We start from the raw sequence: 13,848 nt of genomic DNA, 5'->3' as shown, positions 1-13,848 counted from the left end.
ACCAAATCATTGTAACATGTTACAACAGGTTCAGGAAGAGCAAACAGGTGATCGTCATCCTGACTTCATGCTCACTGGACTTAGAAATACGTTCAACTGGATAGATACGATTGTATCTCGACATCACATACCTGCTTAACAAAAGAAAAAGTGCCTGTCAGAAGACAAGCACCACTATGCGTCAACCGATTTGAATTTGATTACGGCCATTATGTTTGGCCTGATAAAGAGCCATATCTGCTCGATAGAAGAGCGATTCTACACTTATCTTATCCTCTTCCCAGTTCCAGTCAGATACACCGCAAGACACCGTAACTTGAGGCTGCGTCTCTTCCATTACACGCCTCCGAATTCGCTCTGCAATCCGAACCGCCTGATCCTTAGACACTTGAGGCAGATAGACAGCAAGCTCTTCTCCACCCCATCTAGCCGCGATATCCATCTCTCTAATACTGGACTTGATGATCTGGCTGACATGAATAAGAATCTTATCACCAATTTGGTGACCATAAGTGTCATTCACTTTCTTGAAATTATCAATATCAACGACAATTAGAGACCCACAAAAGTCTTTCTTCTGCATCAAATTCGCTTGTTCATCCAAATAATGCCGAGCATAGAGCCCAGTTAAATTATCTGTAATCACCATTCGTTTCACTTCAGCATGCAAGGAGGCGTTCGTCATGGCTAGTCCAATATGGCTTGAGAGCACTTGCAAGAGCTTATAATTATCATAAGAGAAGAAGTTGGGCAAACGATGCACGATGAGGATTACCCCTTCTACGTTACCGTTTACAAGGATAGGCGAACCAATAAGTGAGCGAGAATTCGTTCGCTGCATCAAGCTTGAAGTCACTTTATCATTACTCCAATAATCGGAAATAATGATCGGTTCTTTAGATGAGTAAATCAGACCTGAGAACCCTTGATCAAGCGTAAATGTTTCATGAAACATGGCAGGTAAGTTCGTAGCTTGAACAATAAGTTGATCACTATCTTTGGAGTTTTGAAGGATACAGCTATAATCAGCACCAAAAATACTTAAAATTTCACTAGACGCTGAATTAAAAATTTCATTTAGACGTAAACTTTGATTAAGCTGTTTGGTAATTTCATTAATGAGTCGCAATTCGTTGATCATTAGATTCGATTGCTCGTACAGTTTCGCATTTTCAAATGCAGTACCTGCAGAGTCCGCTAAGAGTGAAATGAATTGTAAATCCGATGCATCAATTAGTTCATTCGTAAACTCCATGTACAGAACACCATACACGCCTTGTTTCCCTGATAAAGGTGCCGCGATATTGCCCGAGCTTGAAGCGCTCCCTCTTAGGGTTGGCTCAAAAATGACTTGACCTTCCATAAAAGCTCGCGTTCGAATATCGGACTCTGTCCGTTGGAAGTTTAAAGGCTTAACAGACAAATTTGTTGAATCATTATCTTGTGAAAGAAGTAAATCAACACGCGTGTTAGGGTAAACACGCCCCAGACAATCAATAACTTCTGTCAAAACAGAATGTACATCAATCTTCGCAAGTAGTTTCTTGGATGCTTCAAAAAGAATGACGTGCTTTTTGGATTCCATTTCCTTCATATGATGAAGGTTATTTAACCGATCGTACTTTCTACGTTCTTCAACATTTTGGATGGAACTTTGAAAGGAAAGTGCAAGACTATATAGCAACTGTGCTAGATTTTCCATATTTATACGAGATTGGGTAAAAAGACCTAAATAGAATTGAATTTTACCATGATTATCCATAACTGGCGTAACAGCAATCAAATACGATGTCAGTTCTCGCGCGTGCCAGTCATCGCCATTCATTAATTGCAAATAACCTGCACCTTCACAGCGGGCAAGCGGATTATCTCCTTGATCTGCAACTTTCCAAGAACTACCTGGTTGCAGGTAGTTGCCTATCGAAGGCGTGTCGTTCGAACAAGCGTCGATCACACATAGATGCTCGTTTGCGCACAACAGCGCAGTTTGCGAAGGCAGCATGTTCGGACCGAATTGTTGATTCCAGTTTTCAAATACTTGGTGTAAGTTTGGGTTTGCCTGCAAACCCTCGTAAGAAAAGTTGCCAGAAAGTATAAAGCCTTGCCGAAGAAACACGTCAAAGTGTTCTGTGCGACTATGCTTTTGTATACTGCGAAGTTCACTCATAGGCTCTCCTTCACTCACTAACAATAGTCCTGAAGTACCAATTTAAAAACTACTTATTCCTATCATACTATTTTTTCACATCTATTGCACGATATTTTCCTCTCATTCTGGCGATGAGAGACTTGACACTTGCTCTTGTTTTTAATAAAATTAGAAGTCGAGTAACACCATGATTTCGGTGAATGCCATTTGTGATCACCCTCACTGCTTTTGCTCCTGACAAGACAGCGGCTGAACTACTCTTGACAGGGAATCACTTTATGATTCGTAAGCAAAATCGGGCACTTGTCTTCACCCTGACATCTAGATGCTATTTACAAACTAATTGTCATGAGAAGGAGTTTTCCCTATATGTCACGTTATACAGGACCTAAATTCAAATTAAGCCGTCGTGTTGGTATTTCCTTGAGCGGTAACGGTAAAGACTTGAAACGCCCATTCCCTCCAGGTCAGCATGGCCCAGGACAACGCAAAAAAATGAGCGGTTACGGTGTACAATTGAACGAGAAGCAAAAACTTCGTCACATGTACGGTTTGAACGAAAAACAATTCCGCAACTTGTTCGACAAAGCATCCAAGCTTAAAGGTATTGCCGGTGAAAACTTCATGGTATTGCTTGAAAGCCGCCTAGACAACTTGGTTTACCGTCTTGGTCTTTCCAACTCCCGTGCAGGTGCTCGTCAACTAGTTGCTCATGGTCACGTAACTGTGAACGGCAAAAAAGTTGACATCGCTTCTTACATCGTATCCACTGGTGATGTGATTTCACTTCGTGAAAGAAGCAAAGGCCTTTCCACTGTGAAAGAAGCTCTTGCTAACCGTAACTACCTTCCAACTTACCTTGAGTTTAACGACGCAAGCGTAGAAGGTAAATACATCCGTTTACCAGAACGTTCCGAGCTTCCACAAGAAATTGACGAAAAACAAATCGTCGAGTTCTACAGCCGTTAATAAAAGCAACCCCCTTAGGGATTTCCCTAAGGGGGTTATTTTGTTACTTAAGTTTTATTCAAATTTGACGAGGAAGTAATTCTTCTTACCGCGGCGAATAATGAGATAGGAATCACCTAGTCGACCCAATTGTTTCGTCGTCGCTTCCAGGTCTGTCACCTTCACGCCGTTCACTGTTACGGCTCCGCTTTCAATGTCTTGACGCGACTGGCGTTTGGATGGTGCTGCTCCCACAGAAATAAGAAGTTCAATCAACGCGACATCATCTTGCTCTAATGTTGTTGAAGGTACATCCTTGAACGCTTCCTCAATTTCAACACGTGATAGTGACTGGATATCTCCACTGAATAAAGCAGATGTGATATTAAGCGCACTCTCTAGCGCCTCCCCCCCATGAACAAGCTTCGTTACTTCGCGAGCCAGCACTTTCTGAGCTTCTCTCTTCCCTGGCTGTGCGACTACTTCAGCTTCAAGTCGTTCAATTTCTTCCTGAGATTCAAATGTGAAATATTTCAGGAATCGGATAACATCATTGTCCGCAGTCCCTAACCAGAATTGGTAGAACTGATACGGTGAAGTTTTGTTTGCATCCAGCCAAATAGCTCCGCCTTCCGTTTTACCAAACTTCTGCCCATCGCTCTTCGTAACAAGTGGCAATGTCACACCGAAAGCGCGGCGATCTGTTGATTTGCCAATAAGCTCAAGTCCAGCCGTAATATTCCCCCATTGGTCACTTCCACCAATTTGAACGGAACAGTTCTTCATTTCATTTAGCTTCAGGAAATCATAGGATTGAAGAATCATGTAACTGAACTCTGTAAACGAAATCCCTTTCGTAATACGAGAATCCACTGAATCCTTAGCCAGCATGTAGTTCACTGTAAAGTTTTTGCCTACATCGCGTAGGAATTCAATCACGTTCAGGGAGCCTAACCAATCGTAATTGTTCACTAACTCAGCACTGTTTTCAATTTCAGTTGAGAAATCAAGGAAACGTGAGAGCTGATTTTTAATACTTTGAGACCATGCTTCAACGACTTCAGGTCCGTTCAATGTTCGTTCATTCGCCTTACCACTCGGATCACCAATAAGCCCCGTCCCACCGCCTACCAAAGCTAAAGGAACATGTCCAGCAAGCTGGAATCTTCTCAATGTTAAAATGGGAAGCAAACTGCCTATATGCAAGCTATCAGCTGTCGGATCAAAGCCGCAGTACAGGACAACGCGCTCTTCACTCAGCTTCTTGTCTAAACCTTCTCTATCCGTAATTTGATGCAGCAAACCGCGAAACTCTAAATCCTTCAGAATACTCATGTACAACCATCCTTTATTATGAAATGAAAAAACAAAAAAGCCTTCTTATCCCAAAGGGACGAGAAGACTTGACTCGCGGTACCACCCTAATTAAAACAGCAGTTACGTACATCTAGGCACGGCGTGCTATTTTCACTCAAGAACCGATAACGAGGTTTAATCGGTAAATACTACTTGTGCAGGCACATTCCTGCAGGTTCCCATTTACTGCTCAAGACCGTAATTCACTAACCTGCAGGTACCGGTTCGCACCCTCCACCGGCTCTCTGAAAGCATCCACAAGCTACCTACTGCTGATCCATCAACGCATTTGTACTTGTTATAACATAGGAATCTGATGGTTGTCAAACCTAGAACTGAACCTTTCTCCCATCAGCATTACCGCAAAAGGTGCAATTATGGTATACTATTAGGGGTCATGTAAGGAGGATATTGGAACTTATGCGTAATTTTTTCGCGAAATGGAATCGTCCCTGGGTTAGAACGACATTTAAAGTAATTGGAATTTCATTAAAATGGGCCATTATTTGTGTGTTTTTGGCTGGCCTGCTAGGTGGATCCGCCGCTTTCGGATATGTAAGTGCACTAGTTAAAAAAGATCCTATCCGCAGCGAAGATGCGATTCGACAACAAATGCAAGAGAATGCGATCACAGGGTTCGCCTACTTCAATGATGATGCTGTGATTGGACAATTACGGACCGAAGAAGATCGACGTCTTGCACAACTCGAAGACATCCCTCAGAACTTGCTAGACGCCGTCCTCGCCATTGAGGATAAAGATTTCTACAATCATCGCGGCATCGATTTCCGTGGTCTCTACCGTGCAGTCACACAGAAGCTTCTGAATGAAGATGTGCAAACCGGTGGAAGTACAATTACGCAACAGCTAGCTAGACGTGTTTTCCTCACACTTGATCGCGATGACGGCCGTAAAGCAAGAGAGTTGCTGCTTGCACTTCGGATGGAACGCATCATGTCGAAGGATGAAATTTTACTTGCTTACCTAAATAAAATCCCATATGGCAATGGGGCAACGGGTTATAATCTTTACGGCATTAAAGCCGCTGCCAAAGGTCTGTTCAATATCGATGATTTAGCCAAATTGAATATTGCACAAGCCGCTTATTTAGCCGGATTACCTCAATCCCCATCGCAATATTCGGCTTTTACAAGTAAGCCAGCTTTCGATGAGGATGGCTTCAAAAAAGCGGTAACGCGTCAGCAATTAGTATTAAAGCGGATGATGGAAGAAAACAAAATCACCAATGATCAATATCAAGATGCCTTGAAATTCGATCTCAAAGCTTCCATGCCGGCAGCAGCTCAAAAAGCGTATACGACCTACCCTTATCTAATGATTGAAACCGAGCAGGAAGCATCCGAGATTTTATTGAAGCTTCAACATCCTGAGCTTGACCCGAAAACGAACCAAGCCGCTTATAACGAAGCACTCAAAAGCATACATACACAGCTATTACGCGGCGGTTATCAAATCTACACCACGATTGATAAAACAATTTATGATTCGATGCATGAGATATCAAGCAATGAGAAGAATTTCGCACCTACGGATGAGAAAAAAGGCGGCATAGAGCAAGTTGGTGCCATCATGATTGATTCCAAAACGGGTGCCATCACAGGAATGATTGAAGGTCGTGACTTCTTCGATGAGCAGCTGAATCATGCTACGCAAGCCTACAGGCAGCCTGGGTCTACAATGAAACCAATTGCTGCTTATATCCCTGCACTTGAAAAAGGGGTCATTCAGCCTGCCACCATCGTAGATGATATCCCAATCATTCTCAAAGATGGCGTTAAAGGCTTCCATCTACCAGAGAACTGGGACCATAAATTCCATGGCCTGATGACGGCGCGAAGAGCTTTAAATCAATCCTATAATATCCCAGCTATCGATATATTCCTCAATAAAGTAGGCATTACGCAAGCATGGGACTTCGCTAAGAAACTAGGTATTACGTCTCTTACCAAAGAGGATAATGTCGCACAAACCGGTGTTATAGGTGGTTTAAGTCGTGGAACCTCAGTCAAGGAACTAGCAGGTGCATATGCATCTATTCCGAATAAAGGCGTGTTTAATGCACCGTACTTAATTCGTGAAATTAAAGATTCGAATGGCAAGACCATTTATGCTCATGAGCAGAAGCCCCAAACCGTGTACTCACCGCAAACGGCTTACCTAATAACGGATATGATGAAAACCGTTATTAGCAATGCTAGCCAAGGGACAGCTACGGATCTCATGAAAAAATTCAAATCATACGGTAAAATCGAGATCTCTGGAAAAACAGGCTCCACACAGGATGATGCTGATGCTTGGTTCATGGGCTTCACCCCTGATGTAACTGTCGGTGTGTGGATCGGTTATGATCAGCCGATTAATAAGCTGTCTTCCAAAACGGGCCAAACCAATCATGCAAAAGATATTTGGGCGCTCATCTTGAACAAAACAATTGAGCAAAAACCTAATCTGTTCCCGAACAAAACATTCGCGAAGCCAGATGGTATCGTTTCATCAACAGTCTCCAGCTTATCCGGCATGCTTCCAAGTGAGCTGACGACAAGCTCCGAGCATTTGGTGACCGATATTTTCAACAAAAAGTATTTGCCTACAGCAACCGATAATGTCATGGTTAAAATGAAAATCAGTTCGCTAAATGGGCTCAATTATGTAGCTCAAGAAACGACACCTGCTGATTTCGTATCAGAGAAAGTCGTGATTAAACGACAAAAATCGATCACCCAATTATTAAAAGAAATCGATGAAGCGATGCAAAAGCTTCCTGAGAAAAGCAGAAAGCCTATCGATTTCTATAAGCCAACTGACTATGACGTAGATGCTCCTTCCGAAGTTGATCCAAGGGTTGACGATGGGAAAGTACCTCCAGCACCTCTGAACGTCGTGACAGTCAAATCAGGTGATACGGCGACAATTACTTTCCAACCGAACACGGATGCAGATATCGTAGGCTATCGCATTTATCGTTCGGATAATCAAGGCAAGTTCCAGCTCATGGGAGGTAAAGTCGTGCTGGCGGGTGCAGAAGCGAAGTTTGTTGATCAACTTCAAACCGCAGCTATAACAGGCTACTATGTCACTGCTGTTGATGTAGCAGGTAAAGAATCCATACCAAGCCGGTCCTCTTATACGGATGGTAGCTCTCTAGATTCATTAATCATCCCTGGTGTGGATAGCAATGGCAACCCTTTGACAGATCTTACTATCCCATCACCAGGAACAACGAATGGTGGAACGGGAGCTGGCACTCCTACGGGCAAGCCGGTATCCAAGGATGCTCCTTCTGCACCAACGGGCATCAAGGCAAAAGCTGAAGAAGCTTCACTTGTCCTAACATGGAAAGCGAATGATGCCAAAGACAAAGTCAAACAGTATATCGTTTACTTTAGTGATAAAGAAAAGGGCACTTACACGAAGCTAGGCACTGTTGAGAATGGAACTGAATTCCATTATTACGCGGCAGCTTTCAATGGCTATTATAAAATCACAGCCATTAATGAAGCTGGAGAGTCTAAATTCTCTGCCACCATCGCTTATAATAAATAAGCGTAATTGAAGAAGAACCTGGTGCTGCCAGGTTCTTCTTTTTTTGATGCACAAAAAAGCTTTCTCTGCACCACTAAGGGTACGGAGAAAGCTAGAGATGAACCTAAATTAATCTTCAATTGTCGATAAGTCACCTGTCGGAAGGTTAAGCTCCCATGCTTTAAGCACACGGCGCATGATCTTCCCGCTGCGTGTTTTTGGCAGCTTGTCCTTGAATTCAATCTCACGCGGTGCCGCATGCGCGGATAGACCTTCCTTAACGAACTTAGAAATTTCAGCTTTAAGTTCATCAGAAGCAACAAAGCCTTCGCGCAACGCGATAAATGCTTTGATAATTTCTCCCCGCATAGGGTCTGGTTTCCCAATAACCCCAGCTTCAGCAACAGCTGGATGCTCAACAAGCTTGCTTTCAACTTCAAATGGACCTACGCGCTCACCTGCCGTGTTAATCACATCATCCACTCGACCTTGGAACCAGAAATAACCATCCTCATCTTGATAAGCGGAATCTCCGGAAACGTACCAGCCTGTCAAACGGAAGTACTCTTCATACTTGGACGGGTTATTCCAAATTTTACGCATCATCGATGGCCAAGGTGTTTTGATCGCGAGGTTCCCCATCCGATTCGGAGGCAGAACATTACCAGCATCATCGATAATGGCAGCATCAACACCTGGAATTGGACGACCCATAGAGCCTGGTTTAATCGTCATGGAAGGATAGTTACAAATCAACTGTCCGCCTGTCTCTGTCATCCACCACGTATCGTGAATACGTTGATTATAGACCTTCATACCCCATCTGACGACTTCCGGATTCAAAGGTTCACCAACACTCAATACATGACGAAGTGCCGACAAATCATAGCTTGCAGAAACATCATCGCCTGCCCCCATCAACATACGGAAAGCTGTTGGCGCACTGTACCAAACGGTTACTTTATATTTCTGAAGTGTATTGTACCAATCCTGCGGACTGAAACGTCCTCCGCGAATTACATTCGTCGCACCATTCAACCATGGAGCGAAAATCCCGTAGGAAGTACCTGTTACCCAACCTGGGTCTGCCGTACACCAGTAGATGTCATCTTCTTTTAAATCAAGAACAATTTGTCCCGTATAATAGTGCTGCAACATCGCATTTTGAACGTGGAATACACCTTTCGGTTTCCCAGTTGACCCGGATGTATAATGAATAATTAATCCATCTTCACGGTCCAACCATTCAATCTCAAGCTCTGTAGAAGCATTTGCCATTTCTTTATGATAATCAACTTGTCCTTCACCAAGCTCAATGTTCTCCCCTACAAGGATCACATGCTTAAGGTGTGGAAGTTCACTATAAGGCACACGTGATAATTGGCTAGGCGTCGTGATAATCGCAACCGCTTCACTATCTTCCAATCGATCTCGAACTGCTGTTTCCATGAATGCTTCAAAAAGTGGTCCAACAACCGCGCCTACTTTGAGTGATCCCAGTAAAGAATAATACAGTTCAGGTGTCCGCGGCATGAAAATGAAAACTCTCTCACCCTTGCCAATGCCTAGATTTCTAAGCACATTACCAAACTGATTGGATCTTTCCTTCATTTGTCCAAAAGTAATCGCTTCATCACGTGTGCTGTCGCTGTAATATAAAGCAATTTTGTCCCTCTTCCCGCCTTCCGCATGACGGTCAATAGCTTCATAGGCCATATTCACTTTACCTGTTTCGTACCAGGAGAAGTTTTTCTCGATGTCTGCCCAATCAAATGTCGCATGTGTTTGTTCGTAATTAGCCATGTTTGGATTAAGGGATACTGATTTAATGAGTTCATCTTTAATTTGATCCATAAACGTAAAACCCTCCTCACGAAATAAACCGCTTTCACTTTACTGATGAATTCGAGCAAAATGTGATCGATTTTTGACATGTTCTATTATAACATACTCAGAATATTTCGCCTATGTTTAAGTTTTGCTATGATTTCAAACAAAAGTTTGGTATAAAATTACTATGAATCTTCGTAAAGGAAACGCCCATCATGCTGTTTTTTAGAAGGAGAGCAAAAGTTATGCAGCATATCAAAATCTACCACTCACAAAGCTTGCGCACTGCTCCCGATCAACCTGAAATTATAATTGAGGGTCCCGTTTCACCAGAGAAATTGCAGGAACTTACCATGCACACGAAGCTTGACGCCTTCCGGAGACCGAAAGAACAACTCGAAGCACTCATCGAGATTGCGGGGTTACCTGAAGGAAGAATCATACTTGCGAAAGATGGATCCACGATTGTCGGTTACGTCACCTTCCATTACGCAGATGAAATTGAGCGATGGTCACAAGGCAATATGAAGGATTTAATTGAACTCGGTGCGATTGAAGTCGCTGATGATTACAGATCGATAGGTTTAGGCAAAAAAATGATTCAGCTTGCATTTGAAGATGATCAAATGGAAAATGTCATTTGCTTCACAACCGAATATTATTGGCATTGGGATTTGGAAACGAGTAAATTAACCGTTTGGGAATATCGTCAAATGATGGAAAAACTCATGAAAAGCGTCGATATGATCTGGTTTGCAACCGATGATCCAGAAATTTGCTCACATCCTGCCAACTGTCTGATGGTGAGAATTGGGAAGCAAGTACCCATCTCGTCAGTCGAGCAGTTTGATCGCGTGCGTTTTCAGCAGCGCTTTATGTATTAGCTCCATGAGATGTAGTTAGCAGCAGATCTTCAAACGAAATTGTTAGCCAATTCGGGGGAATTTGGAAATGGACATGAAGTTTACGGAACCTGTGTTTATCTATGATGATCAAGAGATTCAATATAAATTTAATGATACACATCCTTTTAATCAGGATCGTCTCATTATGACCGTTGATTTGCTACGTAAATCTGGTGCACTTCCAGACAAGGCGGTACTAACGTCTCGCTCAGCGACTGATGCAGAACTCTTGCGGGTGCATTCAGCTACTTATATCGAGGCAGTAAAAGCGCTGAGTGTTCCTGCTCCTGAGGAACGCTGGGTGCGTGAAGCAGCCCGTTTCGGGCTCGATACAGACGACACGCCCTACTTCCCAGGGATGCATGACATCACTGCGAAGGTCGTAGGCGGCTCTATCCTTGCCGTAGACCTCGTTATGACCGGCCAAGCGCCTCATGCCTTACATTTAGGCGGTGGCCTCCACCATGCCCTGCAGAGCAAAGGTGCGGGCTTCTGCGTCTATAATGACGCATCTGCGGCGATCGCTTATGCCAAAGAGAAGTATGGCGCTAAGGTGCTCTACATCGATACAGACGTACACCACGGCGATGGCGTGCAGTGGAGTTTCTACGCCGACCCGCAGGTCGGCACGTTGTCTATTCACGAGACGGGGAAATATTTATTCCCCGGCACGGGGGCTGTGAACGAACGCGGAGAAGGCGACGCGTTCGGAACGAGTGTAAACATCCCGGTGGAGCCTTACACCGAGGATGATTCTTGGCTGGAATGTTTCAGCGAGGTGCTTACCGAGCTGATCGCCCGCTTCCAGCCGGACGTCATTATCTCGCAGCATGGATGCGACGCCCATGCTTTCGACCCGCTCGCGCATGTGCATTGCTCCATGCGCGTGTACAAGGCCATGCCCGAGCTCATCCATCGACTTGCGCACCAATGGTGCGAAGGTCGGTGGGTCGCGCTCGGGGGCGGCGGGTACGACATCTGGCGTGTCGTACCACGGGCTTGGAGCCTGCTCTGGCTCGTGATGAGCGAGCAGGCGATTATGAGTCAGCTGGAGGCGGAGCCCCAGCTGAGGCTGCCCCAGGCGTGGCTAGACGCCTGGCAGGGCAAGAGCCCCGTCCCACTCGTGGAGACGTGGCTCGACCCGGTTGAAGCTTGGGCACCGATTCCAAGGCGCCAGGTGATCACCGAGAAGAATCGACAGACCAAGGAACTGGCGATGATGTATTTGAAATAAATCGTTCCGGAATTAAGAAAAGCTCAGATTACCGCCAACTAGGCGATGCTCTGAGCTTTATTCATGGGTAGCCGTTTTACAGCTGCTTCACCATATCTTCAACCATTTTATACGAATTCTCCGATGCAATCACCGTAAACTCCGCGAAATTCACATGCGCAGAACCATCTGCTTTGTCAGACATGGAGCGCAAGACAACATAAGGTATACCATTCATCGCACATACTTGTGCAACAGATGATCCTTCCATCTCCACACAGACACCATTCAGCTCTTGATACAGACTAGCTACTACTTCTCGGCTTGCAATGAATTGGTCCCCTGAAAGTACTCTACCCTGCTTCACTTTACCTGCAAACAATTTCTCTCCCGAAGCTACGGCTAGCTCTACGAGTTTGCGATCAGCTGCGTACACCGAGTTCTCAGCGTACGGAATAACGCCGCGCGGAAATCCTAATGCTGTCACGTCCATATCATGCTGTACACATTCTGTGGAAATAACTAGATCGCCAATTTGTAATTCAGGATCTAAGGCGCCAGCTACACCTGTGAAGATAACAGCTTCTACACCGAACTGATCAATTAGAATTTGTGTGGTAACTGCAGCATTCACTTTCCCAACGCCTGTGCGACAGACAACGACATCTTTACCGAAATAAGTACCTTCTCGAAATGTAATGCCCGCTTTTACCGTTTCGCTTATATCTGTCATATGAGCAACGAGCAGCTCAATTTCTTCATTCATTGCTCCGATTAATGCGATTTTGTTCCAAGTCATATTGATTTCCCTCTCTCTATTCCTACATGAGAAAACCTCTATCGCGTCTCTTCCAGAATGGAAGGACACGATTAGAGGTTTATTTTTCACTTAAGCTCGAGCTTTAACCGAATGACGATTAATGATTTCATGCGGTAAAATAACTTGCATATTTTCTGTTGATTCTTTATTCATCAGCTTCGTCAGTAGTCGCATCGACACAGCTCCGATATCATACATGGGTTGAGCTACCGTCGTTAATGTAGGTCTTACCATGGATGCCATGCGGATATTGTCCACACTGATTACAGCGATATCTTCGGGAACGCGAAGCCCATTGTCTTGAATCGTATGAATAGCGCCAATTGCCATTTCATCCGTTGCCGAGAAAATGGCGGACGGTCTAGGAGAAAGCTCCAAGAAATAGTTGACTGCATCCACGCTTGACTCATAACGGTAATTACCAATCCGTACATACTCATCACGTACTGGAATACCAGCGGTTTCAAGTGCACGTTTGTAACCTTGATATCTAGCGAAGCCATTCGCTGGATCCTGTAGAGTTCCAGAAATCATGGCAATATCGCGATGCCCTGCTTCAATAAGTACGTTCACTGCATCAAATGCAGCTGCCTCATGATCAATATCAACGGATGCCATCGCTTGGTTCTCATCCTTCGTGCCACATAGGACAACGGGAACGGATGACGTACGGAAAGCTTGAATATGTTCTTCCGTAACAACACCACCCATGAAAAGCAACCCGTCAACTTGTTTCTCAAGCAACGTGTTGATGACACGAATTTCTTTCTCTTTCTTCTTGTCCGCATTACACAAAATAATATTGTAATGGTACATATTCGCAATATCCTCAATTCCACGCGCTACTTCAGCAAAAATAGAATTGGATATATCGGGAATAACAACGCCAACTGTTGTCGTTTTTTTACTTGCTAATCCTCTAGCTACCGCATTTGGACGGTAACCCAATCGTTCAATGGCTTCAAAAACTTTCTTACGTGTTTGCGGCTTCACGTTCGGGTTATTATTAACGACCCGAGATACGGTTGCCATGGAAACGCCTGCTTCTCTCGCTACATCATAAATGGTTACGGTCACGGTTACT

At 44.3% G+C, this 13,848-nt stretch carries 10 protein-coding genes and 1 other annotated feature; of the genes, 5 read left to right on the top strand and 5 right to left on the bottom strand.

All coding sequences use genetic code 11. The features are described 5' to 3' along the window. The first annotated feature begins 16 nt into the window (after positions 1-16). Positions 17-139: a hypothetical protein gene (locus L6I86_RS35655; protein WP_276574851.1), complete on the top strand. Its 123-nt coding sequence runs from the start codon at positions 17-19 to the stop codon at positions 137-139. 42 nt (positions 140-181) lie between these two features. On the opposite strand, the gene L6I86_RS13175 is transcribed toward L6I86_RS35655, so the two are convergent. Beyond that, positions 182-2,167 carry a sensor domain-containing diguanylate cyclase gene (locus tag L6I86_RS13175; RefSeq protein ID WP_236287693.1) on the bottom strand — a complete coding sequence of 662 codons (1,986 nt, stop codon included), beginning with the start codon at positions 2,165-2,167 and terminating at the stop codon, positions 182-184. A gap of 351 nt (positions 2,168-2,518) precedes the next feature. Here L6I86_RS13175 and rpsD point away from each other — a divergent pair, with 351 nt between their 5' ends. Next, entirely contained in the window at positions 2,519-3,118 is a 600-nt protein-coding gene (gene rpsD / locus L6I86_RS13170; protein ID WP_056612460.1) for a 30S ribosomal protein S4, read from the top strand. 54 nt (positions 3,119-3,172) lie between these two features. Here the strand turns inward: rpsD and tyrS are convergent, their stop codons facing one another. Further along, a complete protein-coding gene (gene tyrS / locus L6I86_RS13165; protein WP_236287690.1) occupies positions 3,173-4,432 on the bottom strand; it encodes a tyrosine--tRNA ligase in 1,260 nt (419 codons plus the stop codon). A gap of 51 nt (positions 4,433-4,483) precedes the next feature. Then, positions 4,484-4,746 (bottom strand) — a binding site (T-box leader). A 127-nt stretch (positions 4,747-4,873) separates the two neighbouring features. Between tyrS and L6I86_RS13160 the strand changes: the two genes are divergently transcribed. Beyond that, positions 4,874-8,017 carry a transglycosylase domain-containing protein gene (locus tag L6I86_RS13160; RefSeq protein ID WP_236287689.1) on the top strand — a complete coding sequence of 1,048 codons (3,144 nt, stop codon included), beginning with the start codon at positions 4,874-4,876 and terminating at the stop codon, positions 8,015-8,017. A gap of 108 nt (positions 8,018-8,125) precedes the next feature. On the opposite strand, the gene acsA is transcribed toward L6I86_RS13160, so the two are convergent. Continuing rightward, a complete protein-coding gene (gene acsA / locus L6I86_RS13155) occupies positions 8,126-9,850 on the bottom strand; it encodes an acetate--CoA ligase (protein WP_236287687.1) in 1,725 nt (574 codons plus the stop codon). 221 nt (positions 9,851-10,071) lie between these two features. On the opposite strand from acsA, the gene L6I86_RS13150 reads away from it, so the two are divergent. Beyond that, positions 10,072-10,710 (top strand): GNAT family N-acetyltransferase, encoded by a 639-nt coding sequence (locus L6I86_RS13150; protein ID WP_236287685.1) that lies wholly within the window; start codon positions 10,072-10,074, stop codon positions 10,708-10,710. Between the two features lie 73 nt (positions 10,711-10,783). After that, entirely contained in the window at positions 10,784-11,965 is a 1,182-nt protein-coding gene (locus L6I86_RS13145) for an acetoin utilization protein AcuC (protein ID WP_236287815.1), read from the top strand. A gap of 76 nt (positions 11,966-12,041) precedes the next feature. Here the strand turns inward: L6I86_RS13145 and L6I86_RS13140 are convergent, their stop codons facing one another. Together L6I86_RS13140 and ccpA are read right to left on the bottom strand one after the other, a co-directional pair. Then, positions 12,042-12,743: a 5'-methylthioadenosine/adenosylhomocysteine nucleosidase gene (locus tag L6I86_RS13140; protein ID WP_056612476.1), complete on the bottom strand. Its 702-nt coding sequence runs from the start codon at positions 12,741-12,743 to the stop codon at positions 12,042-12,044. A gap of 90 nt (positions 12,744-12,833) precedes the next feature. Further along, entirely contained in the window at positions 12,834-13,841 is a 1,008-nt protein-coding gene (gene ccpA / locus L6I86_RS13135; protein WP_056612480.1) for a catabolite control protein A, read from the bottom strand. Positions 13,842-13,848 lie beyond the last annotated feature (7 nt).

This window comes from Paenibacillus allorhizoplanae, assembly GCF_927798215.1.
GTDB classification, from domain to species: domain Bacteria; phylum Bacillota; class Bacilli; order Paenibacillales; family NBRC-103111; genus Paenibacillus_E; species Paenibacillus_E allorhizoplanae.
Note: the sequence above shows the minus strand (reverse complement) of the source record. Positions and strands in the feature narration are given on the sequence as shown.

What these genes read in the sequence shown, in the direction of transcription:
- L6I86_RS35655 (WP_276574851.1), top strand. Translation starts at nt 17, where the DNA reads ATGTTACAACAGGTTCAGGAAGAGCAAACAGGTGATCGTCATCCTGAC.
- L6I86_RS13175 (WP_236287693.1), bottom strand. Translation starts at nt 2,167, where the DNA reads ATGAGTGAACTTCGCAGTATACAAAAGCATAGTCGCACAGAACACTTT.
- rpsD (WP_056612460.1), top strand. Translation starts at nt 2,519, where the DNA reads ATGTCACGTTATACAGGACCTAAATTCAAATTAAGCCGTCGTGTTGGT.
- tyrS (WP_236287690.1), bottom strand. Translation starts at nt 4,432, where the DNA reads ATGAGTATTCTGAAGGATTTAGAGTTTCGCGGTTTGCTGCATCAAATT.
- L6I86_RS13160 (WP_236287689.1), top strand. Translation starts at nt 4,874, where the DNA reads ATGCGTAATTTTTTCGCGAAATGGAATCGTCCCTGGGTTAGAACGACA.
- acsA (WP_236287687.1), bottom strand. Translation starts at nt 9,850, where the DNA reads ATGGATCAAATTAAAGATGAACTCATTAAATCAGTATCCCTTAATCCA.
- L6I86_RS13150 (WP_236287685.1), top strand. Translation starts at nt 10,072, where the DNA reads ATGCAGCATATCAAAATCTACCACTCACAAAGCTTGCGCACTGCTCCC.
- L6I86_RS13145 (WP_236287815.1), top strand. Translation starts at nt 10,784, where the DNA reads ATGAAGTTTACGGAACCTGTGTTTATCTATGATGATCAAGAGATTCAA.
- L6I86_RS13140 (WP_056612476.1), bottom strand. Translation starts at nt 12,743, where the DNA reads ATGACTTGGAACAAAATCGCATTAATCGGAGCAATGAATGAAGAAATT.